Here is a 20175-nt window from a genome sequence, read left to right on the forward strand (position 1 = left end):
GGCAGAGACTGTAACCTTCGCATCCTTAGAATATGCGGCGGTTTGTCGGCGCTGCTGGCGTTCATATGGCCTGTTGTAATACTGCCCGGTGGAGTTGCTCGTAGTCTGGATTTAGCTAATAAACTGCTGAAGTACGCGGCTGCCAAAATAAGCCAGCGTCAGTAGGCCTGCGCCGGTGACGTTAAACCAGACGACCCGGCGACCGCGCCAGCCTTCATGGTAGTGTCCCCATAGCAGGACGATATAAACGAACCACGCCACGATCGACAGCACGGCTTTATCAATGTTTTCCGTGCTGAACAGGTTGTGCATGTAGAACAGCCCAGTGCACAGCGTCAGCGTCAGCAGCACCACGCCGACCTGGGTGATATGAAACATTTTACGCTCAATACTCATCAGCGGCGGCATTTCGTGACTAAAAGCCAACTTTTTGTTTTTCAGCTGATAGTCAATCCAGGCCAGCTGCAGGGCATACAGGGCGGCAATGATCAGCGTTGCGTAAGAGAAGAGCGACAGGCCAATATGCACCAGCATGCCTGGGGTTGTTTCGAGGTGCGTGATGTACTCGTTGGGTACGAAGGTGGCGAAGGCCAGATTGATCAGCGCAAAAGCGTAGACGATGGGCAGCAGCAGCCAGCCTCGATTGCGCGACGCGACGATGGTCATCACCGTACAGATCATCAGGCTGACCAGCGAGCCGACGTTGAGCAAGCTGAGATTTTGCCCGCTATCGCCGCCGGGGAAAATGCGTGACTCCAGCGCAAAAGCATGACAAATCAGCGCAATAGTTGCTGAAAGTATCGCCATCCGCCGCCAGCTGCTGTTCTTTTGCAGTAGGCCGGGGACGATCAGCGCCAGGCTGATGGAATAGGCGACAAGCGCGAGTAGAGCAAAAACAGGCATATGGGCGTCGACTGTTGACTAAATAAGAAAGAGAAGCAGTATAGCGTTACGCGACGTCTGCTCCAACCGTTGCATCACATCCCGGTACATGTCGTGTTATACTGCGGCAAATTTGTTTTTGTAGTGTCGCTGCGGCGACCGACAGTTTCCACCTCAGGCGAGAGACAATGTTTGATAATTTAACCGATCGTTTGTCGCGTTCGCTGCGCAACATCAGCGGCCGCGGACGCCTTACCGAAGACAACATTAAAGAAACCCTGCGCGAAGTGCGCATGGCGCTGCTCGAGGCGGACGTCGCGCTGCCCGTCGTGCGTGATTTCATCAGCCGCGTAAAAGAGAGCGCGGTGGGTCATGAAGTTAACAAAAGCCTGACGCCGGGCCAGGAATTCGTCAAGATCGTGCGCAACGAACTGGTTGCGGCAATGGGCGAAGAGAACCAGGCGCTGGACTTAGCCGCTCAGCCACCGGCCGTGGTGTTGATGGCGGGCCTGCAGGGCGCCGGTAAAACCACCAGCGTCGCGAAGCTGGGTAAATTCCTCCGTGAGAAGCACAAGAAGAAGGTGCTGGTTGTCTCCGCGGACGTTTATCGCCCGGCGGCGATTAAACAGCTGGAAACGCTGGCCGAGCAGGTGAGCGTTGATTTCTTCCCGTCCGACGTCGGCCAGAAGCCGATCGACATCGTTAACGCCGCGCTGAAAGAAGCGAAGCTGAAGTTTTACGACGTGCTGCTGGTGGATACCGCCGGTCGTCTGCACGTTGACGAAGCGATGATGGACGAAATCAAGCAGGTTCACGCTGCCCTTAACCCGGTAGAGACCCTGTTTGTCGTCGATGCGATGACCGGCCAGGATGCGGCGAACACGGCGAAAGCGTTTAATGAAGCGCTGCCGCTGACCGGCGTCGTGCTGACTAAAGTGGACGGCGACGCCCGCGGCGGTGCGGCCCTGTCGATTCGTCATATCACCGGTAAGCCGATTAAATTCCTCGGCGTCGGCGAAAAAACCGAAGCCCTGGAGCCGTTCCATCCGGATCGTATTGCCTCCCGTATCCTCGGCATGGGCGACGTGCTGTCGCTGATCGAAGATATCGAGAGCAAGGTTGACCGCGCGCAGGCCGAAAAGCTGGCCTCCAAGCTGAAGAAGGGCGACGGCTTTGACCTCACCGACTTCCTCGAGCAGCTGCGTCAGATGAAGAACATGGGCGGCATGGCCAGCCTGATGGGCAAGCTGCCGGGCATGGGGCAGATCCCGGACAACGTTAAGTCGCAGATGGACGATAAAGTGCTGGTGCGGATGGAAGCTATCATCAACTCGATGACGCTGAAAGAGCGCGCCAAGCCTGAGATCATCAAAGGTTCGCGCAAGCGCCGTATCGCCGCGGGCTGCGGGATGCAGGTGCAGGACGTTAACCGTCTGCTCAAGCAGTTTGACGATATGCAGCGCATGATGAAGAAGATGAAGTCGAAAGGCGGCATGATGAAGATGATGCGCGGCATGAAGGGCATGATGCCGCCGGGCTTCCCTGGTCGTTAATACGCCTCATAATTCAAGCCGCAGATGCGTTGGCTGCATTCGCTCACCCCGGTCACGTACTTGTGTACGCTCCCGGGGATTTGCTCACTTGCCGCCTGCCTGCAACTCGAATTATTTAGCGTATTGCAGTTTTGAATTGATTTTTGCACAGAAATCAGTAAAATTTTCGGGCTTTTAATATGACACCCGGGCCCCGTTCCTCGATGGGGCCCGGTTGTTCTATTCACACAAGAGGATGTTATGGTAACTATTCGTTTAGCTCGTCACGGCGCTAAAAAGCGTCCGTTCTACCAGGTTGTTGTCACCGACAGCCGTAATGCACGCAACGGTCGCTTCATCGAGCGCGTTGGTTTCTTCAACCCGATCGCTTCTGCGAAAGAAGAAGAAACTCGTCTGGATCTGGATCGTATCGCTCACTGGGTTGGCCAGGGCGCTACCGTTTCCGATCGCGTAGCTACGCTGATCAAAGCAGCGAACAAAGCAGCGAACAAAGCAGCTTAATCTGTCACGGTGGTCATGATGAGCAAGCAACACACCGCACAAGCACCTGTTGATCCGATCGTATTGGGCAAAATGGGTTCTTCCTACGGTATCCGTGGTTGGCTCAGAGTGTTTTCCTCCACCGAAGACGCCGAAAGCATTTTTGACTATCAGCCCTGGTTAATCCAGAAGGCGGGTCAGTGGCAGGTTGTTGAGCTGGAAAGCTGGCGCCACCACAATCAGGATATCGTCATCAAGCTGAAGGGCATTGACGATCGCGATACTGCGAATCTGCTGACTAATTGCGAAATTATCGTGGATTCCTCGCAGCTGCCGAAGCTCGGAGAGGGCGACTATTACTGGAAAGACCTAATGGGTTGCCAGGTAGTCACCACTGAAGGCTATGGCCTGGGTAAAGTCATCGATATGATGGAAACCGGGTCAAATGACGTTCTCGTCATCAAGGCAAACCTGAAAGATGCGTTTGGCATCAAGGAGCGGCTGGTTCCGTTCCTCGATGGGCAGGTTATCAAGAAAGTCGATCTCGCTACTCGTACAATCGAAGTAGATTGGGATCCTGGTTTTTAAATTCTCCGGATAAACGGTAAAAGACGGCGCTATGTGGATTGGCATAATTAGCCTGTTTCCTGAAATGTTCCGCGCAATTACCGATTACGGGGTAACTGGCCGGGCAGTAAAAAATGGCCTGCTGAGCATCCAGAGCTGGAGTCCTCGTGACTTCGCGCATGACCGGCACCGTACCGTGGACGATCGTCCTTACGGCGGCGGACCGGGGATGTTGATGATGGTGCAACCCTTGCGGGACGCCATCCATACAGCAAAAGCCGCGGCAGGTGAAGGCGCTAAGGTGATATATCTGTCGCCTCAGGGACGCAAGCTTGATCAAGCGGGCGTCAGCGAACTGGCAACGAATCAGAAGCTGATTTTGGTGTGCGGTCGCTACGAAGGGATAGACGAGCGCGTAATTCAGACCGAAATTGATGAAGAATGGTCAATCGGCGATTACGTACTCAGCGGTGGTGAGTTACCAGCAATGACGCTGATTGATTCCGTTTCCCGGTTTATTCCGGGGGTTCTGGGTCATGAAGCTTCGGCAACGGAAGATTCCTTTGCCGATGGTCTGCTGGACTGCCCACACTATACCCGCCCTGAAGTGTTAGAAGAGATGGAGGTACCGCCAGTGTTGCTGTCGGGAAACCATGCTGAGATACGTCGCTGGCGTTTGAAACAGTCGCTGGGCCGCACCTGGCTTAGAAGACCTGAACTTTTGGAAAACCTGGCTCTGACTGAAGAGCAAGCAAAGTTGCTGGCGCAGTTCAAAGCTGAACACGCACAACAGCAGCATAAACATGATGGGATGGCGTAAGCCCCCGATATCAGTTTACCCAGGATAAGAGATTAAATTATGAGCAACATTATTAAGCAAATTGAACAAGAACAGATGAAGCAGGACGTACCTTCCTTCCGCCCGGGTGATTCCGTGGAAGTGAAAGTATGGGTTGTTGAAGGTTCCAAAAAACGTCTGCAGGCATTCGAGGGCGTGGTTATCGCTATTCGTAACCGCGGTCTGCACTCTGCATTCACTGTTCGTAAAATTTCCAACGGCGAAGGCGTTGAGCGTGTCTTCCAGACTCACTCTCCGGTAGTTGACAGCATTGCTGTTAAACGTCGTGGTGCTGTACGTAAAGCTAAACTGTACTACCTGCGTGAGCGTACCGGTAAGTCTGCTCGTATCAAAGAGCGTCTTAACTAAGATTCGCTTTCGCGACATCCTGATAAAAAGGGCTGGCCTGATAGGCTGGCCCTTTTTTTATCTTTGTTTTAACTATCTTGATGTAAATCATTTACACTATCGCCCTCACGATGGAGGGGCGGTGACCGGCAATATTTATCGACAGTCAGCACATAAACGGCGGGCCGCATGGCTGGCGCTGTTTTCGATCCTGCTGATCGTCGTCGCACCGCTGATCGCTATCTCATTGCAAAAAGATCCGATGGGCGCGATGCCCGGGATGCACCACGCGATGATGATGGCGGATACGCCTCACGCCATGGAAATGCCGCACGGCATGGAGATGTCCCATTCCGCTGCGCAGACGTCTGCGCCTTCACATACTATGCCGGCCGACCACGCCGAGGCCTGCGGCTACTGCGTGCTGCTAGCCCACGTCCCGGGCCTGCTGCTGGCGCTGGCGCTGCTTATTACCTTCATCCTGCGTCGGCTGCGTATCTTTACGGTCCGCCCGGTGCAGAAGCATTGGCATTACTTCCCCTGGCTCTATCCCGACACCCGCGCGCCGCCGCGCCAGTCTGCTGTTTCCTCTTGATAAAAAAATAATGTGCGCACTGCGCAACGTTCTCTTTTTGCTTTCGGAAAGGAAAAGTATGACTACCTGCACCTCGCGCGCGGCATGGCTGAACCTGCTGCGACGTCTTCATTTTTATATTGGCCTGTTTATCGGGCCGTTTATCTTCGTGGCTGCGCTAACCGGTACGCTGTATGTGGCCACGCCGCAGCTGGAAAACTGGCTGTATCACGACGCGCTGAGCGCGACACCCGGCGGGGAGAAGCAGCCGCTGAGTGCCCAAATAGCGGCCGCAGAGACGCTAACGCAGGGAAATCTTCGCCTGCAGGCGGTGCGCCCGGCCATGGTCGCCGGCGAGACCACGCGGGTGATGTTCGCCGACCCGCAGCTGGGAGAGTCAGAATCCCGGGCGCTGTTTATCGATCCGGTAACCCTGCAGGTTAAAGGCGATATGACGGTCTATGGCACCAGCGGTATTTTGCCCCTGCGCCAGTGGATTGATTATGCGCACCGGTCCCTGCTGGCAGGAAATATCGGGCGGCTGTATAGCGAGCTGGCGGCATCCTGGATGTGGGTTGCCGCGCTGGGGGGCATTGCGCTATGGGCCATGACCCGGCCACGCCGGCGCATCAATAACCGCCAGCAAAATACGCGCCGGCTGCATGCTTCCCTCGGCTGGGTGCTGCTGGCGGGAATGCTGCTGTTCTCAGCGACCGGCTTAACTTGGTCGCAGTGGGCCGGGGATAATGTCGATAAGATGCGCGCCGCTTTTGGCTGGCTGACGCCGCAGGTCAACGCCCGGCTGCACGCCACGATGCCGATGGCTCATGATGCCCATGCTGAGCATCATATGGGGAATATGGCGATGCCCGAAACGATGCCGCCGCTGAAGGGCGAGCAGTTTGACCAGGTGCTGACGCTCGCGCGTAGCGCAGGTCTCGATGCCAGCAAGCTTGAGATTCGCCCTCCCAAAGGGGCGGGGTTCGCCTGGACGGTGAACGAAATAGACCGAAGCTGGCCGACCCGGGTGGATGCGGTAGCGATTGACGGTGAGCGGATGCAGGTTGTTGACCGTACGCGCTTTGCCGATTTCCCGCTGATGGCGAAACTCACCCGCTGGGGCGTCGATTTCCACATGGGGATCCTCTTTGGCCTGGCGAATCAGCTGCTGCTGATCGCCTTTGGCGCGGCGCTGTGCGTGATGATAGTCGTGGGGTATCGCTTATGGTGGATCCGCCGTCCGCCGAAGGCGGCGTTTAATCCGGCCGGTACGCTGGTGCAGGCCTGGCTTAATCTGGCATGGCCCGCCCGTACGCTCACGCTGGTGATGGCCGTCCTGCTGGGGCTGGCGCTGCCGCTGATGGGTGCCAGCCTGCTGCTGTGTGTTGCCGTGGACTATCTGCGCTGGCGTGCGGCCAGCGCCGTGACGCTCGCCAGTTCAGTAGACTAAGGGGGTTAAGGCGTGCTGATAACCACCGTCACACGGCGGTTTTCGGCACGACCTTTGGCCGTATCGTTACTGGCAATCGGATATTTTTTACCTAACCCGCGGGTCGTTAAATTGCTGCGCGGGATGCTGGCACCTTCCGCCCAGGCGTCAGCGACGCTGTTTGCGCGTTTCAGCGACAGCATCTCGTTGTAGCCATCTTCGCCATAGTTATCCGTATGACCATCTAAACGACTGTGCGTAATCCCGGTTGAGGCAAGGCGAGAAGCCATGCTGTGAATTTGCTGCTGGCTCTCGGGACGCAGGCGGTAGTCATTTTTATCAAACAGAATGGTGTCAGAGAGGCCCAGGGACCAGTCGCCGTTACTTTCCGTAAAGCCGTAGGACTTCATCGCCGCAACCTGCTGCTGAGAGAATTTTCCTTGCGGAGCCTGGCAGCCGGTGAGAAAAACCGCGGCCAGCAGAGCGGGAGCAAAATATTTCCTGAGCATGATGATTCCTTTTATTTTTGTACCTGCTGTAAACGCTGATGTTTCATCCGATACATATTTTGATCGGCAAACTCTTGCAGATTTTCGGCAGAAGTATGCTCCCACGCCAGCGCGTAACCAATGCTGAGCGACAGGGTAGCGGTGTGGCCGTTGTGCAGATTAAACGGCTGGAGAAACTGTGCCGAGAGTAAGGCGCACTGCGCCTGGACTTCAGCCTCGGTGTGGACATTGCGCAGCAGAATGGCAAATTCGTCACCGCCTAGCCGCCACGCCTGATGGTCGGTACCGGCAAACGCCATCAGCCGGCTGGCCACTTCGATTAAGACCTTATCGCCCGTCGCGTGCCCCCAGTTATCGTTGATGAGCTTGAAGTTGTCGCCATCAAGGAATAAGAGCGCGGAGCTGCGGTGGGTGACGTCGTCATTCATCAGTTTGCTGATGACGTTACGAAACGCCGCGCGGTTGGCAAGCCCGGTCAGCGGATCGTGCAGAGAGCTGCGCAGAAGCTGGGCGTTTTTGGCCTGCAGCTGCCGCTGCCAGTCCTCCATCTCGCCGAGCAGGCTATTAAAGTCCTGGGCGAAAAGATGAAACTCTTCAATGTGCTCTTCGGGAACGCGACGAGAGAAGTGGCGGTTTTCGCGGATATCGTGCACCACTTCGGTAATGCTCTGCAGCGCGGTAACGATGCCGCGGTGCAGGGAGTGGGTCAGCAGCAGGGCGATAAAGGACGCCAGCAGGATGCTGCCGGTCAGCACGATAATGGAAATACCGAGGAAGTGGCTTATCAGCCGATCCAGCGCCGTCAGGCGAAGCTCGCCGATTATTTTCCCTTCATGCCAGATGGGCTGCACGGTGGGCTGTGGGAAAAGCCATTTGCTGATAAGGCCGCTGAGTTTTTCTTCACTCACCAGATCGTGGTTATGCCAGAGGGCAAAATGCTTTTTCTGGCTATCAAGCACCAGCGCTTTGGAAAACTGTCCCTGCTTCCCCAGCGTCGCCAGCGTATCTTCCGCCGCCGCGCTGTCGCCAAACACCAGCGCCGCTTCAAGGCTGCGGCTCATTGTGGCGGCAGTGAGCTCGAGATTCTTCTGCGCGTATTGTTTCAGCGTAAATACGGAGGCGGTGCTGAGCAGCAGCCAGACCAGAGTCATCGATATGATTACGCTTATCATGCTGATACGGCGTAGCGCTCTTTTGAAGGTGGGGCGCGGGCCCTTAGGATAATCCTTATTCATGTGCGTTTTTCCGGGCAAGCATCAGTACATCTGGATTGACCCGCACACCGCTGTGCGTCAGGACATCAAGATTAACGGAGAATTTGACCCTGTCGTCATTGATGATCAGGCAAAAAGCACTGCCAATAGCGCATTCGGTATTCTGTTCCGCGATAAGTAATAGGGGCCTTGGCCGGTATTTAGAGGTGAATTCGGACTGCTGTGACGGCGATTCGCTACCAAAATAAAAACCATCACAAACCGTATTCAACGCTTCCTCTGTGCTGTGAACAACGACCGGCTGGTAGGGCAAAGCCTCAGGCGATTGCTGGGTCAGACTTTGGGTGTAGCGTGACGTAGAGAATATACACAGCCTGGGCGGGGCGGAGAGTTCTGGCCAGCGGGTGTACGTCACGATCCCTGAAACAATGGCTCGCACATTTGCAGACGGCCCGGCGGCAAAAGCGGGATAGCTCACGATGAATAACAAAGACATCAAAAAAAGACGGTGAAATTGTTTCATTAACGGATCCGTCTGGTTCGTCATGGTACGTGAATTGCAGCGCGCTGTTGCCCGGCCGAAGAATAGCATTGTTGGTGAAAATCGTCATTAGCCACGGTCTTTGCAATGGGTTAATTTTGGCCAGGATTTTTCGTAAAGAAAAGGTGGCCCGACGGATAATTATTTGGCGGCTGCTGCGGGTGGTGTTAATTTAAGTTTACGTTTAATGGCGGATAAAGGGCCATTTATTTTGTTTGTGTAAAGTAAAATTTACGGAATATGGATTGAAATCTTTACTTTGTGTGGTATCGTTACGTTCTCCTCAGTGAGGAAAACACTATCGCAAACGAGCTACCCAGGATCGCAATCATGCAAAAAGACGCGCTGAATAACGTACATATTACCGACGAACAGGTTTTACTGACCCCGGACCAGCTGAAAGCTGAGTTTCCACTGAATATCGAGCAGGAAGCGCAGATCGCGCAGTCTCGCCGGACCATTTCTGAGATCATTGCCGGCCGCGATCCGCGCCTGCTGGTGGTCTGCGGTCCTTGCTCAATTCACGATCCGGAAGCGGCAATTGAGTACGCTCATCGTTTTAAAGCACTTGCCGAAGAGGTCAGCGATAGCCTCTACCTGGTCATGCGCGTCTATTTTGAAAAACCCCGCACCACCGTCGGTTGGAAAGGGCTGATTAACGATCCGCACATGGATGGCTCGTTTGATGTTGAAGGCGGTCTGAAGATTGCGCGTCGGCTGCTGGTCGAGCTGGTCAATATGGGGCTGCCGCTGGCCACTGAAGCGCTGGATCCTAACAGCCCGCAGTACCTCGGCGATCTGTTCAGCTGGTCGGCTATCGGCGCACGTACCACTGAATCCCAGACGCACCGCGAAATGGCATCCGGCCTGTCAATGCCGGTCGGCTTTAAAAACGGTACCGACGGTAGCCTGGCGACGGCGATCAACGCCATGCGCGCCGCAGCGATGCCGCACCGCTTTGTCGGGATTAACCAGGCCGGCCAGGTCTGCCTGCTGCAAACCCAGGGCAACCCGGATGGTCACGTCATTCTGCGCGGCGGTAAAGCGCCAAACTACGGCCCGCAGGACGTCGAGCAGTGCGAAAAAGAGATGACTCAGGCGGGACTGAAGCCGTCGCTGATGGTAGATTGCAGTCATGGTAATTCCAATAAAGACTACCGCCGTCAGCCAGCGGTGGCAGAATCCGTCGTCGCGCAGATCAAGGATGGCAATCGTTCCATTATTGGCCTGATGATTGAGAGTAATATCCACGAAGGCAACCAGTCCTCTGAGCAGCCGCGTTGTGATATGAAATACGGCGTATCCGTCACCGATGCTTGCATCAGCTGGGAAACCACCGATGCGTTGCTCCGCGAACTTGATAAGGATCTGCGCGGCCATCTGGCGGCTCGTCTGGCGTAAGAGGATAGTATGGTTGCTGAACTGACCGCGTTGCGCGATCAAATTGATGAAGTTGATAAGGCGCTGCTGAGCCTGCTGGCTAAGCGCCTCGAGCTGGTGGCGGAAGTGGGCGAGGTCAAGAGCAAATACGGCCTGCCCATTTACGTCCCGGAGCGGGAGGCGGCGATGCTGGCCTCCCGCCGCGAAGAGGCGGCCGCGCTCGGCGTGCCGCCGGATCTGATTGAAGACGTGCTGCGCCGCGTGATGCGCGAGTCCTATTCCAGCGAAAACGACAAGGGCTTTAAAACACTCTGTCCGAACCTGCGGCCGGTGGTGATTGTCGGCGGCGGCGGGCAGATGGGGCGCCTGTTCGAGAAAATGCTGACGCTTTCAGGCTACCGGGTACGTATTCTGGAGAAAGAAGACTGGCCGCGGGCGACGGAGATCGTTGCCGACGCCGGGATGGTGATCGTCAGCGTCCCTATTCATACCACGGCTGAAACGATTGCCCGCCTGCCTTCGCTGCCGGCGGACTGCATTTTGGTTGACCTGGCATCAATTAAAGCGGAACCGCTGCAGGCGATGCTGGCGGCGCATAATGGCCCGGTGCTGGGCTTACATCCGATGTTCGGTCCGGACAGCGGCAGCCTCGCCAAGCAGGTTGTGGTCTACTGCGACGGCCGCCAGCCGGAAGCCTATCAGTGGTTCCTTGAGCAAATTCAGGTTTGGGGCGCCCGTCTGCATCGCATCAGCGCCGTTGAGCACGATCAGAATATGGCGTTTATTCAGGCTCTGCGCCACTTTGCGACCTTTGCCTATGGCCTGCACCTGGCGGAGGAGAACGTTCGCCTGGAGCAGCTGCTGGCGCTGTCGTCACCGATTTACCGCCTTGAGCTGGCGATGGTGGGCCGGCTCTTCGCCCAGGATCCGCAGCTCTACGCCGACATTATTATGTCGTCGGAGAGTAACCTGGCATTGATTAAGCGCTACTACCAGCGTTTTGGCGAGGCGATTGGCCTGCTGGAGCAGGGAGATAAGCAGGCGTTTATCGACAGCTTCCGCAAAGTTGAGCACTGGTTTGGCGATTATGCCCAGCGCTTCCAGAGCGAAAGCCGCACGCTGCTGCGCCAGGCGAATGATAATCGGCAGTAGCTGAAAACCGTATATAATCAAAGCCAGAGGGGCAACCCGCTGGCTTTTTTTATAGGGATGAAAACGATGGCTGAACCACAACCGCTGTTTGATTACGCCGGACACCTGCCGGAATGCCCGACCTGGAATGAGGCTGAGCAAGCTCTATACTGGGCCGATATTATGGCGGGCGAAATTCACCGTTACGAGATGCACAGCGGTGAGCATCAAGTCCTGCAGTTTCCTGAAGAGGTCGGCTGCTTTGCGCTGCGCGAGAAGGGCGGCTTTATCGTGGCGCTGCGTAGCGCTATCTGGTTAACCGACGCGCGCGGCCTGTTGCGTCGCAAAATCTGCGACAACCCAAGCAACCCGCAGCTGGCCCGTTTTAACGACGGCGGGACCGATCGCGACGGGCGCTTTTATGCCGGCACCTTCTGGGCGCCGGGAGATTATAACGGCGCGCTTCTGGTGCGTATTGACAGCGATCTTACCCCGCGGGTCATTCAGTGCGATATCCGGGGCGCTAACGGCCTTGCCTTTAGCGAGGACCGGCGCTGGATGTATACCTCCGATACGCCGAATGCCGTTATCTACCGTACGCCGCTGGATGAGCAGGGCGAGCCGGGCAGGCGCGAGGTTTTCCGGCGCTTTCAGCCGGGGGAAGGTATTCCTGACGGCGCGGCTATCGATGTCGAAGGGTGCTACTGGAGCGCGATGTTTGACGGCTGGCGTATAGCCCGCTTCTCGCCGACCGGCGAACAGCTGGAAGAGTATCGTCTGCCGGTACGCTGCCCGACGATGGTCTGTTTTGGCGGGGCGGATATGCGTACGCTGTTTATCACCACCACCCGGGAAAACATGGCTGCGGATGAAGTGGCGAAATATCCGCTCTCCGGCGCGATCTTCACCCTGCCGGTTGCGGTGGCAGGGATGAAGAAGCGGGCGTTTATCGAGCGTTAGATGGGCTCGACGGGCACCACGTTTTCGCCAGGATAGCAGCCCAGTACCTTCATTGAGCGGGTGATCTCCGCCAGCTCTTTGAGCGCTTTGCGCATGGGGATGGATTCCAGGTTGGCCTGGATATCCAGATAAAACATCTCTTCCCACGGGTTGCCGTAGATTGGGCGCGACTCCAGCTTGGTCATGATCAGGTTGTGGTTGCGCAGTACCAGCAGCGCTTCTACCAGCGCACCCGCCTGCTGGCCGGTCGCTATGAGCAGGGTGGTTTTTGCCGGAACCTGATCGGAGACGTTCACCGCCTTGCGCGCCAGTATCAGGAAGCGGGTGATATTTTGCGTCTGGTTGGCCTCGCAGTGTTCAAGTACCTGCAGTCCGTACAGCGCACCGCCGGCTTCGCTGCCCAGCGCCGCGATGGTTGGCGATTTGGCCTGCGCGACTTTCTCCATTGCCGCCGAGGTACTTTCGGTATATTCGATTTTCCAGTGCGGATAGCGGCTTAGGTACTGGCTACACTGCTGGAACGGCTGCGGATGGCTGTAGACGGTGTTAATTTGCTGCGGATCGGTAGAGGCGGCAACCAGGACGCAGTGATCGATAGGGATCGTCAGTTCGCCAACGATCGACAGGGTGGTGTGCTGCAGCAGATCGTAGACGTCGTTGATCCCGCCAGAGCTGGTGTTTTCGATTGGCACTACCGCGTAGTCAGCCTGGCCGGTTTCAACCTGGTCGAAGATATCCGCAAACCTGGCGCAGCCGCTTTCGATAAACTGTTCAAAATGACGGGCCGCGTATTGCCGGGCGGCAAGGTGCGAGTATGACCCTTTTGGCCCCAGAAAAGCGACGCGCGCTGAATGTGGGTTGATCTTATTCAGGTGCTGCTGCAGCAGGGTTTGCTGGGTGAGAACGGAATCCTCGATGATCAGCTGGAACAGGCGGGTGATGTAGTGTGCATCCAGATGATGGGCTTTGCCCAGCGTCATCAGGCGCTCCAGAAGGTCACGCTCGCGGTCGATATCACGTACCGGGCGATGCGACGCCAGCTTGGCCTTGCCGACTTCGACAGCCAGCCCGCGGCGCTCTGCCAGCAGCGCGAGCAGCTTCTCATCCAGGGCGCTTATCTTATCGCGCAGGGCCAGTAATGGATTTTCCTCGGTCATATGTGTTGCCTTTCTTGTTATTGGTTTAGATACCCTAAATCGTTCGAGCTACCGATAGCGCGCGTGCAGCCTGAAAAATAGCGGGCATAAATAAAAAAGGCCTCCCTGGTGGGAGGCCTTGTTGTTCGTCTTCGCATTCTTTATCACACGACGAATTGCCTCCCGGTTAGGGGAAGGTAAAAAAGAATGCGAAGAAGAACGGCAGTAGTTTCAAGATAAATTCCTTTAATCGGCTGGGATTACAGTACCCGGACTGTTTTCATCCTGTCAATAAAAAACGCGCCCGAAGGCGCGTGGCGTTACACAATATTAAGTTAAGGACAGTAAAGTTCAGGATTACTCTTCTTCTTCCACAAAGCCTGCCTCTTTCACCGATGTTGCGGCGCGGCGGGCTTCCCCTTTGTGTTGCACTTTGTTCAGCTGCCGTTCCAGCTTGTTGATTAATTCGTTGATCGCGACGTACATATCTTCACTTCGCGCGCTGGCAACCAGGTGACCGTTTGGTGTATTGATGGTTGCGTCAGCGACAAAACCCTGCGGCTCCTTGGAGAGAATGATGTGCGGGTTGATTAAGTGGGTTTGCCATTTATCCAATTTGGCGAGACGGTCTGCGACATGCTGGCGAATAGCCGGAGTAATTTCCATTTGTTTACTGGTAATGTTCATTGTCATAAATTTTACCTCTTGTCTTTCCCGTCTTGGTGAACTCAGCATACCTCGCCCAATGTCAAAATGCGTGATCTAAATCACATTTTAATGTCACTTTTTGTCAACGAATGCAATTTGTGAGGCAGGACAGGAACGGGGGATATTTTACTTGTCGAACGAGGGAAAGAGCGTCATATTTGATAGGATGACTTGACGCTAAAACGCTTCAGCGTATAGCTCATATGAATAAAAAAACGGCAGCCCTGGGGCTGCCGTTTTGCTTACATCAAAAGCGATCAGGTGTTTTTGCCGTTAGCCGCGATAATTTTGGCCACCTTATCTGCCTGTGCGTTCATTTGCATCTGGCGATAGGCGTTTTCCATTTTCGGCAATGCGTCACGGGTAGCCTGCGCATCCGGATAGCTACGCAGCATGCCGTCAACGCGGTTTACGACGGCAACCCACGCGCCGCGGTCGGTATAGTAATCTACGACCGACAGTTCGTACTTCGCCAGACGATCCTTCAGGAACACCATACGTTTGTAGGCATCGGTCGAATACTGGCTGTTCGGATAGCCGCGCACCAGTTTCGAGAAGTCATTGAAGGCATCGCGTGCGTGCTGCGGGTCGCGATCGGAGCGATCGACACCGAAGAATCCTTGCAGCGCGCTATCATCCAGAGCCATATTTGTCAGACCACGCATATAAATGACGTAATCAATGTTAGGATGGGTAGGGTTCAGACGAACAAAGCGGTCGATGGCCGCCTGAGCTAACGGCAGATCGGCATTTTTGTAGTACGCATAAATCAGGTCCAGCTGTACCTGTTGGGAATAAGGGCCGAACGGATAGCGATTATCCAACGCTTCCAGTTGCGTTATTGCCTGTTTCCAGTTACCGTCCTGCAGTTTTTGCTGGGCAGTCGCGTAGATTTCATTCGGCGGATTATCAGGCACCTCTTCCTTTGAGCCGGAGCAACCCACCAAAGCCAGGCTCAGTGTGGCAGCTGCCACCAGGTATTTCATGCGCGTCATGACGTTTTGACTTCCTCAAAATGTTTATGCGGGAGAATCTCTGTTCCTGCTCCCGATTAAGACCAGCTACAATAGCACACTATATTATACGGCAAAGCCGTAAAACCCAACGTTAAACGAAGAAGCTGTATATGGCACAACGAGTACAACTCACCGCAACGGTGTCCGAAAATCAACTCGGGCAACGCTTAGATCAGGCTTTGGCCGAAATGTTCCCGGATTATTCGCGTTCGCGCATAAAAGAATGGATCCTTGACCAGCGAGTGCTGGTAAACGGCGCTGTCAGCGACAAGCCGAAAGAGAAAGTTTTAGGGGGAGAAAGCGTCTCTATCGATGTTGAAATCGAAGAAGATGTGCGCTTCGAACCGCAGGATATTCCGCTCAATATCGTCTACGAGGATGACGACATCCTCGTGATCAATAAGCCGCGCGGCCTGGTCGTCCATCCGGGGGCGGGCAATCCTGACGGTACTGTGCTGAATGCGCTGCTGCACTACTGTCCGACGATTGCCGATGTTCCGCGTGCGGGCATTGTCCACCGACTGGATAAGGACACCACCGGCCTGATGGTTGTGGCGAAAACCATTCCGGCGCAAACGCGTCTGGTGGAGTCGCTGCAGCTGCGCGAAATCACCCGTGAATATGAAGCGGTAGCGATTGGTCACATGACCTCTGGTGGCACGGTAGAAGAACCGATTAGTCGTCACCCGACGAAGCGTACGCATATGGCGGTGCACCCGATGGGTAAACCGGCGGTAACGCATTACCGCATTATGGAGCATTTCCGCATTCATACGCGCCTGCGTCTGCGTCTGGAAACCGGCCGTACCCACCAGATCCGCGTACACATGGCGCATATCACCCATCCGCTGGTTGGCGATCAGGTCTACGGCGGCCGTCCGCGTCCGCCAAAAGGGGCGTCAGAGGAGTTCATCACCGCACTGCGCCAGTTCGATCGTCAGGCTCTGCACGCTACAATGCTGCGTCTGTATCACCCGATCAGCGGTATTGAGATGGAGTGGCACGCGCCGATCCCTCAGGATATGGTTGAGCTGATTGACGCGATGCGCGCCGATTATGAAGAGCACAAGGACCGTATTGACTGGCTATGACTAAACTGATTGTACCGCAGTGGCCAATGCCGGAAAGCGTGGCGGCCTGTAGCTCCACGCGCGTTGGCGGCGTTAGCCTGCCTCCGTATGGCTCGCTTAATTTGGGCGCCCATTGCGGAGACAATCTGCCCGATGTTGAAGAAAACCGCCGGCGGATGTTTGCTGCAGGCGGGCTCCCCGCGTATCCGGTGTGGCTCGAACAGGTTCACGGGACGGCGGTGCTGAAACTCGACGGCGGGCCGTATGCCTCAAAACGTGCGGATGCGTCATACTGTAATACGCCGGGCACCGTTTGCGCGGTGATGACCGCAGACTGCCTGCCGGTGCTTTTTTGCAACCGTGCGGGTACCGAAGTCGCGGCGGCCCACGCGGGCTGGCGAGGATTATGCGACGGCGTGCTGGAGGAAACGGTCGCCTGCTTCGCCGATAAGCCGGAGAATATTCTGGCGTGGCTCGGCCCGGCTATCGGTCCCGAGGCTTTTGAAGTCGGCGCGGAAGTTCGCGAAGCCTTTATGAGCAAAGATGCGAAGGCCGACAGCGCTTTTCGTCCGGTCGGTGAGAAATACTTTGCCGATATCTATCAGCTGGCTCGCCAGCGCCTGGCCAACGTCGGCGTGGAGCAAATCTTCGGCGGCGATCGCTGTACGCTAAGCGAAAAGGACGATTTTTTCTCTTATCGTCGCGATAAGACGACGGGTCGTATGGCTAGTTTTATCTGGCTGATATAACCTGGTGCATCAAGACGGTCCGGAAGGCAGACTTATTTTTCGCATAGTTCAGGTCTTTAACCTTGAATAATTGAGGGATGACCTCATTTAATCTCCAGTAGCAAATTTGACCTGTTATGGGAGGAGTTATGCGTCTGGACCGTCTTACCAATAAATTCCAGCTTGCTCTTGCCGATGCCCAGTCGCTCGCGCTAGGGCACGACAACCAATTCATCGAACCTCTTCATCTAATGAGCGCCTTGCTAAATCAGGAAGGGGGATCGGTGCGTCCTTTATTAACTTCAGCGGGCATTAACGCCGGCGAGTTAAGCACCAGTATTACTCAGGCGTTGAGCCGTTTACCGCAGGTGGAAGGCACCGGCGGCGACGTGCAGCCGTCGCAGGATCTGGTGCGTATTCTGAACCTTTGCGACAAGCTGGCGCAAAAGCGGAAGGACAACTTTATTTCGTCGGAACTGTTCGTTCTGGCGGCGCTTGAATCACGCGGTACGCTAACCGACCTGTTGAAATCTGCCGGTGCAACAACCGCCAATGTGACTCAGGCGATTGAACAAATGCGTGGAGGTGAAAGCGTGAACGATCAGGGTGCCGAAGACCAACGTCAGGCATTGAAAAAATTTACCGTCGATCTGACCGAGCGTGCTGAACAGGGCAAGCTGGATCCGGTCATTGGTCGTGATGAAGAGATTCGCCGTACTATTCAGGTACTGCAGCGGCGGACTAAAAATAACCCGGTGCTTATCGGTGAACCTGGCGTCGGTAAAACGGCTATCGTCGAAGGGTTGGCACAGCGTATCGTCAACGGCGAAGTACCGGAAGGGCTAAAAGGCCGGCGGGTACTGGCGCTGGACATGGGCGCGCTGGTGGCGGGCGCTAAGTATCGCGGCGAGTTTGAAGAGCGTCTGAAAGGCGTGCTGAACGATCTCTCGAAGCAGGAAGGCAACGTCATTCTGTTTATCGACGAGCTGCATACCATGGTGGGCGCGGGTAAAGCGGACGGCGCGATGGATGCAGGTAATATGCTGAAGCCTGCGCTGGCGCGCGGTGAACTGCACTGCGTCGGTGCGACTACCCTCGATGAGTATCGGCAATATATTGAAAAAGATGCTGCGCTGGAGCGGCGTTTCCAGAAAGTCTTCGTGGCTGAACCTTCGGTGGAAGACACCATTGCGATTCTGCGTGGCTTAAAAGAGCGCTATGAGCTGCATCATCATGTGCAGATCACCGATCCGGCTATCGTCGCGGCCGCGACCCTGTCGCATCGCTATATTGCCGACCGCCAGCTGCCGGACAAAGCGATTGACCTGATTGATGAAGCCGCTTCCAGTATTCGTATGCAGATTGACTCGAAGCCGGAAGAGCTCGACCGACTCGACAGGCGTATTATTCAGCTCAAGCTGGAGCAGCAGGCGCTGAAGAAAGAAGCCGATGAGGCAAGCCTGAAGCGTCTGGATATGCTGAATGAAGAGCTGGCGGATAAAGAACGTCAGTATTCAGTATTAGAAGAGGAGTGGAAGGCGGAAAAAGCGTCGCTCTCCGGAACGCAGACGATTAAAGCCGAGCTGGAACAGGCAAAAATTGCCATCGAGCAGGCGCGACGCGTTGGCGACCTGGCCCGAATGTCAGAACTGCAGTACGGCAAAATCCCGGAGCTGGAAAAACAGCTGGCAGCGGCCACGCAGTCTGAAGGTAAAACGATGCGTCTGTTGCGTAATAAAGTGACGGATGCGGAAATTGCCGAAGTGCTGGCACGCTGGACCGGTATTCCGGTCGCGCGAATGCTGGAAGGCGAACGTGAAAAACTGCTGCGTATGGAGCAGGATCTGCATCACCGCGTCATTGGCCAAAATGAAGCGGTGGAGGCGGTATCTAACGCTATTCGCCGTAGCCGTGCCGGCTTGTCCGATCCTAACCGTCCTATCGGCTCGTTCCTGTTCCTTGGGCCGACCGGTGTCGGTAAAACCGAACTGTGTAAAACGCTGGCAAACTTCATGTTCGACAGCGATGACGCGATGGTGCGTATCGATATGTCCGAGTTTATGGAGAAACACTCCGTCTCGCGGCTGGTGGGTGCGCCTCCGGGATACGTCGGTTACGAAGAGGGCGGCTATCTGACGGAAGCCGTGCGCCGTCGTCCTTATTCGGTGATTTTGCTGGATGAGGTCGAAAAAGCGCATCCTGATGTGTTCAACATTCTGCTGCAGGTGCTGGATGATGGGCGCTTGACGGACGGGCAGGGGAGAACGGTCGATTTCCGTAATACGGTCGTCATTATGACCTCTAACCTCGGCTCCGATCTGATTCAGGAGCGGTTTGGTGAGCTGGATTATAGTCATATGAAAGATGTGATTATGGGCGTTGTTAGCCAAAGCTTCCGTCCGGAATTCATCAACCGTATAGATGAGGTTGTGGTATTCCACCCGCTGGGTGAAAAACACATTGCCTCTATTGCTCAGATTCAGCTGCAGCGTCTGTACAAACGTCTGGAAGAGCGTGGCTATGAAGTGCGCATGTCCGATGAGGCGCTGAAGCTGCTCAGTGCGAATGGTTACGATCCGGTGTACGGTGCGCGGCCGTTAAAACGAGCCATCCAGCAGCAGATCGAAAACCCGCTGGCGCAGCAAATCCTTTCCGGTGAACTTATTCCCGGTAAAGAAGTGCAGCTGGTAGTGAAAGATGAGCGGATAGTGGCAGTGCAGTAAATCACAAAACGACAAAAACGGGCCCGATGGGCTCGTTTTTGTTTAAAAACCAGGCAAGAATTAAAGTCTGAACGTGGTTTTGTGTGAAAAGTAATCGAACGCATCATTTTTTTGAATTTATACTTGTCACCTCAGAATTACCGCCTATAATGCGCCTCCACTGACACGGAACAACGGCCAACACGCCGCCGGGTCAGAAGGCTCCAGCGCTGAATATCAGCCGCGAAAGCCGACAGAGAAAAGCAAAATAAACGCTTGACTCTGAATGAGGAAAACGTAATATACGGGACCTCGCGACAGAGCGCTAAAGCGCGTTGCACTGCTCTTTAACAATTTATCAGACAATCTGTGTGGGCACTCAAAGTGACATGGATTCTTAACGTCCTCG

21 protein-coding genes and 1 other annotated feature are annotated in these 20175 nt (G+C 55.3%); of the genes, 13 read left to right on the top strand and 8 right to left on the bottom strand.

Features of this window, described 5'->3' with window-relative positions; all coding sequences use genetic code 11:
- Nucleotides 1-111 precede the first annotated feature (111 nt).
- Nucleotides 112-903 carry a cytochrome C assembly family protein gene (locus tag HCK03_RS06045; RefSeq protein WP_041146793.1) on the bottom strand — a complete coding sequence of 264 codons (792 nt, stop codon included), beginning with the start codon at nucleotides 901-903 and terminating at the stop codon, nucleotides 112-114.
- A gap of 167 nt (nucleotides 904-1070) precedes the next feature.
- Here HCK03_RS06045 and ffh point away from each other — a divergent pair, with 167 nt between their 5' ends.
- From ffh to HCK03_RS06080, 7 genes are all read left to right on the top strand, one after another.
- The gene (gene ffh / locus HCK03_RS06050) at nucleotides 1071-2435 is read left to right on the top strand and encodes a signal recognition particle protein (protein ID WP_041146792.1); all 1365 of its coding nucleotides are present in this window, start codon (nucleotides 1071-1073) and stop codon (nucleotides 2433-2435) included.
- Nucleotides 2436-2675: 240 nt separating this feature from the next.
- A complete protein-coding gene (rpsP, locus tag HCK03_RS06055) occupies nucleotides 2676-2936 on the top strand; it encodes a 30S ribosomal protein S16 (RefSeq protein ID WP_167691273.1) in 261 nt (86 codons plus the stop codon).
- An 18-nt stretch (nucleotides 2937-2954) separates the two neighbouring features.
- Nucleotides 2955-3503 (top strand): ribosome maturation factor RimM, encoded by a 549-nt coding sequence (gene rimM, locus HCK03_RS06060; RefSeq protein WP_041146790.1) that lies wholly within the window; start codon nucleotides 2955-2957, stop codon nucleotides 3501-3503.
- A gap of 31 nt (nucleotides 3504-3534) precedes the next feature.
- Nucleotides 3535-4302 (top strand): tRNA (guanosine(37)-N1)-methyltransferase TrmD, encoded by a 768-nt coding sequence (gene trmD / locus HCK03_RS06065; RefSeq protein ID WP_041146789.1) that lies wholly within the window; start codon nucleotides 3535-3537, stop codon nucleotides 4300-4302.
- 39 nt (nucleotides 4303-4341) lie between these two features.
- Nucleotides 4342-4689: a 50S ribosomal protein L19 gene (rplS, locus tag HCK03_RS06070; protein ID WP_041146788.1), complete on the top strand. Its 348-nt coding sequence runs from the start codon at nucleotides 4342-4344 to the stop codon at nucleotides 4687-4689.
- A gap of 121 nt (nucleotides 4690-4810) precedes the next feature.
- On the top strand, nucleotides 4811-5263 hold the full coding sequence (locus HCK03_RS06075) for a DUF2946 domain-containing protein (protein ID WP_167691274.1): 453 nt from the start codon (nucleotides 4811-4813) through the stop codon (nucleotides 5261-5263).
- 58 nt (nucleotides 5264-5321) lie between these two features.
- Nucleotides 5322-6692, top strand: coding sequence for a PepSY-associated TM helix domain-containing protein (locus HCK03_RS06080; RefSeq protein WP_123550857.1), 1371 nt, complete (start codon nucleotides 5322-5324; stop codon nucleotides 6690-6692).
- 5 nt (nucleotides 6693-6697) lie between these two features.
- Here HCK03_RS06080 and HCK03_RS06085 read toward each other — a convergent pair whose 3' ends face one another.
- The 3 genes from HCK03_RS06085 to HCK03_RS06095 are packed head-to-tail and all read right to left on the bottom strand — an operon-like array spanning nucleotide 6698 to nucleotide 8917.
- Nucleotides 6698-7180 carry an OmpA family protein gene (locus HCK03_RS06085; protein WP_041146785.1) on the bottom strand — a complete coding sequence of 161 codons (483 nt, stop codon included), beginning with the start codon at nucleotides 7178-7180 and terminating at the stop codon, nucleotides 6698-6700.
- Nucleotides 7181-7191: 11 nt separating this feature from the next.
- A complete protein-coding gene (gene dgcN, locus HCK03_RS06090) occupies nucleotides 7192-8415 on the bottom strand; it encodes a diguanylate cyclase DgcN/YfiN (RefSeq protein WP_041146784.1) in 1224 nt (407 codons plus the stop codon).
- Complete coding sequence (locus HCK03_RS06095) at nucleotides 8408-8917, bottom strand: regulatory sequestration protein YfiR (protein ID WP_071844964.1); 510 nt, start codon at nucleotides 8915-8917, stop codon at nucleotides 8408-8410. Before HCK03_RS06095 ends, dgcN begins: the two co-directional genes overlap by 8 nt.
- A gap of 348 nt (nucleotides 8918-9265) precedes the next feature.
- Between HCK03_RS06095 and aroF the strand changes: the two genes are divergently transcribed.
- The 3 genes from aroF (at nucleotide 9266) to HCK03_RS06110 (ending at nucleotide 12406) form a co-directional block, all read left to right on the top strand.
- The gene (gene aroF / locus HCK03_RS06100; RefSeq protein ID WP_041146783.1) at nucleotides 9266-10336 is read left to right on the top strand and encodes a 3-deoxy-7-phosphoheptulonate synthase AroF; all 1071 of its coding nucleotides are present in this window, start codon (nucleotides 9266-9268) and stop codon (nucleotides 10334-10336) included.
- A gap of 9 nt (nucleotides 10337-10345) precedes the next feature.
- Nucleotides 10346-11467, top strand: coding sequence for a bifunctional chorismate mutase/prephenate dehydrogenase (tyrA, locus tag HCK03_RS06105; RefSeq protein WP_041146782.1), 1122 nt, complete (start codon nucleotides 10346-10348; stop codon nucleotides 11465-11467).
- Nucleotides 11468-11533: 66 nt separating this feature from the next.
- Nucleotides 11534-12406: an SMP-30/gluconolactonase/LRE family protein gene (locus HCK03_RS06110; RefSeq protein ID WP_143966587.1), complete on the top strand. Its 873-nt coding sequence runs from the start codon at nucleotides 11534-11536 to the stop codon at nucleotides 12404-12406.
- On the opposite strand, the gene pheA is transcribed toward HCK03_RS06110, so the two are convergent.
- The 4 genes from pheA to bamD all read right to left on the bottom strand — a co-directional run bounded on the left by pheA (nucleotide 12403) and on the right by bamD (nucleotide 15245).
- Entirely contained in the window at nucleotides 12403-13563 is a 1161-nt protein-coding gene (gene pheA / locus HCK03_RS06115) for a bifunctional chorismate mutase/prephenate dehydratase (protein ID WP_041146781.1), read from the bottom strand. The genes HCK03_RS06110 and pheA overlap by 4 nt on opposite strands.
- 90 nt (nucleotides 13564-13653) lie before the next feature.
- Nucleotides 13654-13778: a sequence feature (Phe leader region), on the bottom strand.
- A complete protein-coding gene (gene pheL, locus HCK03_RS26225) occupies nucleotides 13730-13777 on the bottom strand; it encodes a pheA operon leader peptide PheL (protein WP_121497579.1) in 48 nt (15 codons plus the stop codon). It overlaps the preceding feature by 48 nt.
- Before the next feature lie 121 nt (nucleotides 13779-13899).
- Nucleotides 13900-14235, bottom strand: coding sequence for a ribosome-associated translation inhibitor RaiA (gene raiA, locus HCK03_RS06120; protein ID WP_041146780.1), 336 nt, complete (start codon nucleotides 14233-14235; stop codon nucleotides 13900-13902).
- Between the two features lie 272 nt (nucleotides 14236-14507).
- Nucleotides 14508-15245, bottom strand: coding sequence for an outer membrane protein assembly factor BamD (gene bamD, locus HCK03_RS06125; protein WP_041146779.1), 738 nt, complete (start codon nucleotides 15243-15245; stop codon nucleotides 14508-14510).
- A gap of 131 nt (nucleotides 15246-15376) precedes the next feature.
- Between bamD and rluD the strand changes: the two genes are divergently transcribed.
- From rluD to clpB, 3 genes are all read left to right on the top strand, one after another.
- Nucleotides 15377-16357, top strand: coding sequence for a 23S rRNA pseudouridine(1911/1915/1917) synthase RluD (rluD, locus tag HCK03_RS06130; protein ID WP_041146778.1), 981 nt, complete (start codon nucleotides 15377-15379; stop codon nucleotides 16355-16357).
- Nucleotides 16354-17085: a purine nucleoside phosphorylase YfiH gene (gene yfiH / locus HCK03_RS06135; protein WP_115192099.1), complete on the top strand. Its 732-nt coding sequence runs from the start codon at nucleotides 16354-16356 to the stop codon at nucleotides 17083-17085. Before rluD ends, yfiH begins: the two co-directional genes overlap by 4 nt.
- A 128-nt stretch (nucleotides 17086-17213) precedes the next feature.
- Nucleotides 17214-19787, top strand: coding sequence for an ATP-dependent chaperone ClpB (gene clpB, locus HCK03_RS06140; protein WP_041146776.1), 2574 nt, complete (start codon nucleotides 17214-17216; stop codon nucleotides 19785-19787).
- Nucleotides 19788-20175 lie beyond the last annotated feature (388 nt).

The organism is Klebsiella terrigena, from assembly GCF_012029655.1.
Taxonomy (GTDB): Bacteria; Pseudomonadota; Gammaproteobacteria; order Enterobacterales; family Enterobacteriaceae; genus Klebsiella; species Klebsiella terrigena.

What these genes read in the sequence shown, in the direction of transcription:
- HCK03_RS06045 (WP_041146793.1), bottom strand. Translation starts at nt 903, where the DNA reads ATGCCTGTTTTTGCTCTACTCGCGCTTGTCGCCTATTCCATCAGCCTG.
- ffh (WP_041146792.1), top strand. Translation starts at nt 1,071, where the DNA reads ATGTTTGATAATTTAACCGATCGTTTGTCGCGTTCGCTGCGCAACATC.
- rpsP (WP_167691273.1), top strand. Translation starts at nt 2,676, where the DNA reads ATGGTAACTATTCGTTTAGCTCGTCACGGCGCTAAAAAGCGTCCGTTC.
- rimM (WP_041146790.1), top strand. Translation starts at nt 2,955, where the DNA reads ATGAGCAAGCAACACACCGCACAAGCACCTGTTGATCCGATCGTATTG.
- trmD (WP_041146789.1), top strand. Translation starts at nt 3,535, where the DNA reads ATGTGGATTGGCATAATTAGCCTGTTTCCTGAAATGTTCCGCGCAATT.
- rplS (WP_041146788.1), top strand. Translation starts at nt 4,342, where the DNA reads ATGAGCAACATTATTAAGCAAATTGAACAAGAACAGATGAAGCAGGAC.
- HCK03_RS06080 (WP_123550857.1), top strand. Translation starts at nt 5,322, where the DNA reads ATGACTACCTGCACCTCGCGCGCGGCATGGCTGAACCTGCTGCGACGT.
- HCK03_RS06085 (WP_041146785.1), bottom strand. Translation starts at nt 7,180, where the DNA reads ATGCTCAGGAAATATTTTGCTCCCGCTCTGCTGGCCGCGGTTTTTCTC.
- dgcN (WP_041146784.1), bottom strand. Translation starts at nt 8,415, where the DNA reads ATGAATAAGGATTATCCTAAGGGCCCGCGCCCCACCTTCAAAAGAGCG.
- HCK03_RS06095 (WP_071844964.1), bottom strand. Translation starts at nt 8,917, where the DNA reads ATGAAACAATTTCACCGTCTTTTTTTGATGTCTTTGTTATTCATCGTG.
- aroF (WP_041146783.1), top strand. Translation starts at nt 9,266, where the DNA reads ATGCAAAAAGACGCGCTGAATAACGTACATATTACCGACGAACAGGTT.
- tyrA (WP_041146782.1), top strand. Translation starts at nt 10,346, where the DNA reads ATGGTTGCTGAACTGACCGCGTTGCGCGATCAAATTGATGAAGTTGAT.
- HCK03_RS06110 (WP_143966587.1), top strand. Translation starts at nt 11,534, where the DNA reads ATGGCTGAACCACAACCGCTGTTTGATTACGCCGGACACCTGCCGGAA.
- pheA (WP_041146781.1), bottom strand. Translation starts at nt 13,563, where the DNA reads ATGACCGAGGAAAATCCATTACTGGCCCTGCGCGATAAGATAAGCGCC.
- raiA (WP_041146780.1), bottom strand. Translation starts at nt 14,235, where the DNA reads ATGACAATGAACATTACCAGTAAACAAATGGAAATTACTCCGGCTATT.
- bamD (WP_041146779.1), bottom strand. Translation starts at nt 15,245, where the DNA reads ATGACGCGCATGAAATACCTGGTGGCAGCTGCCACACTGAGCCTGGCT.
- rluD (WP_041146778.1), top strand. Translation starts at nt 15,377, where the DNA reads ATGGCACAACGAGTACAACTCACCGCAACGGTGTCCGAAAATCAACTC.
- yfiH (WP_115192099.1), top strand. Translation starts at nt 16,354, where the DNA reads ATGACTAAACTGATTGTACCGCAGTGGCCAATGCCGGAAAGCGTGGCG.
- clpB (WP_041146776.1), top strand. Translation starts at nt 17,214, where the DNA reads ATGCGTCTGGACCGTCTTACCAATAAATTCCAGCTTGCTCTTGCCGAT.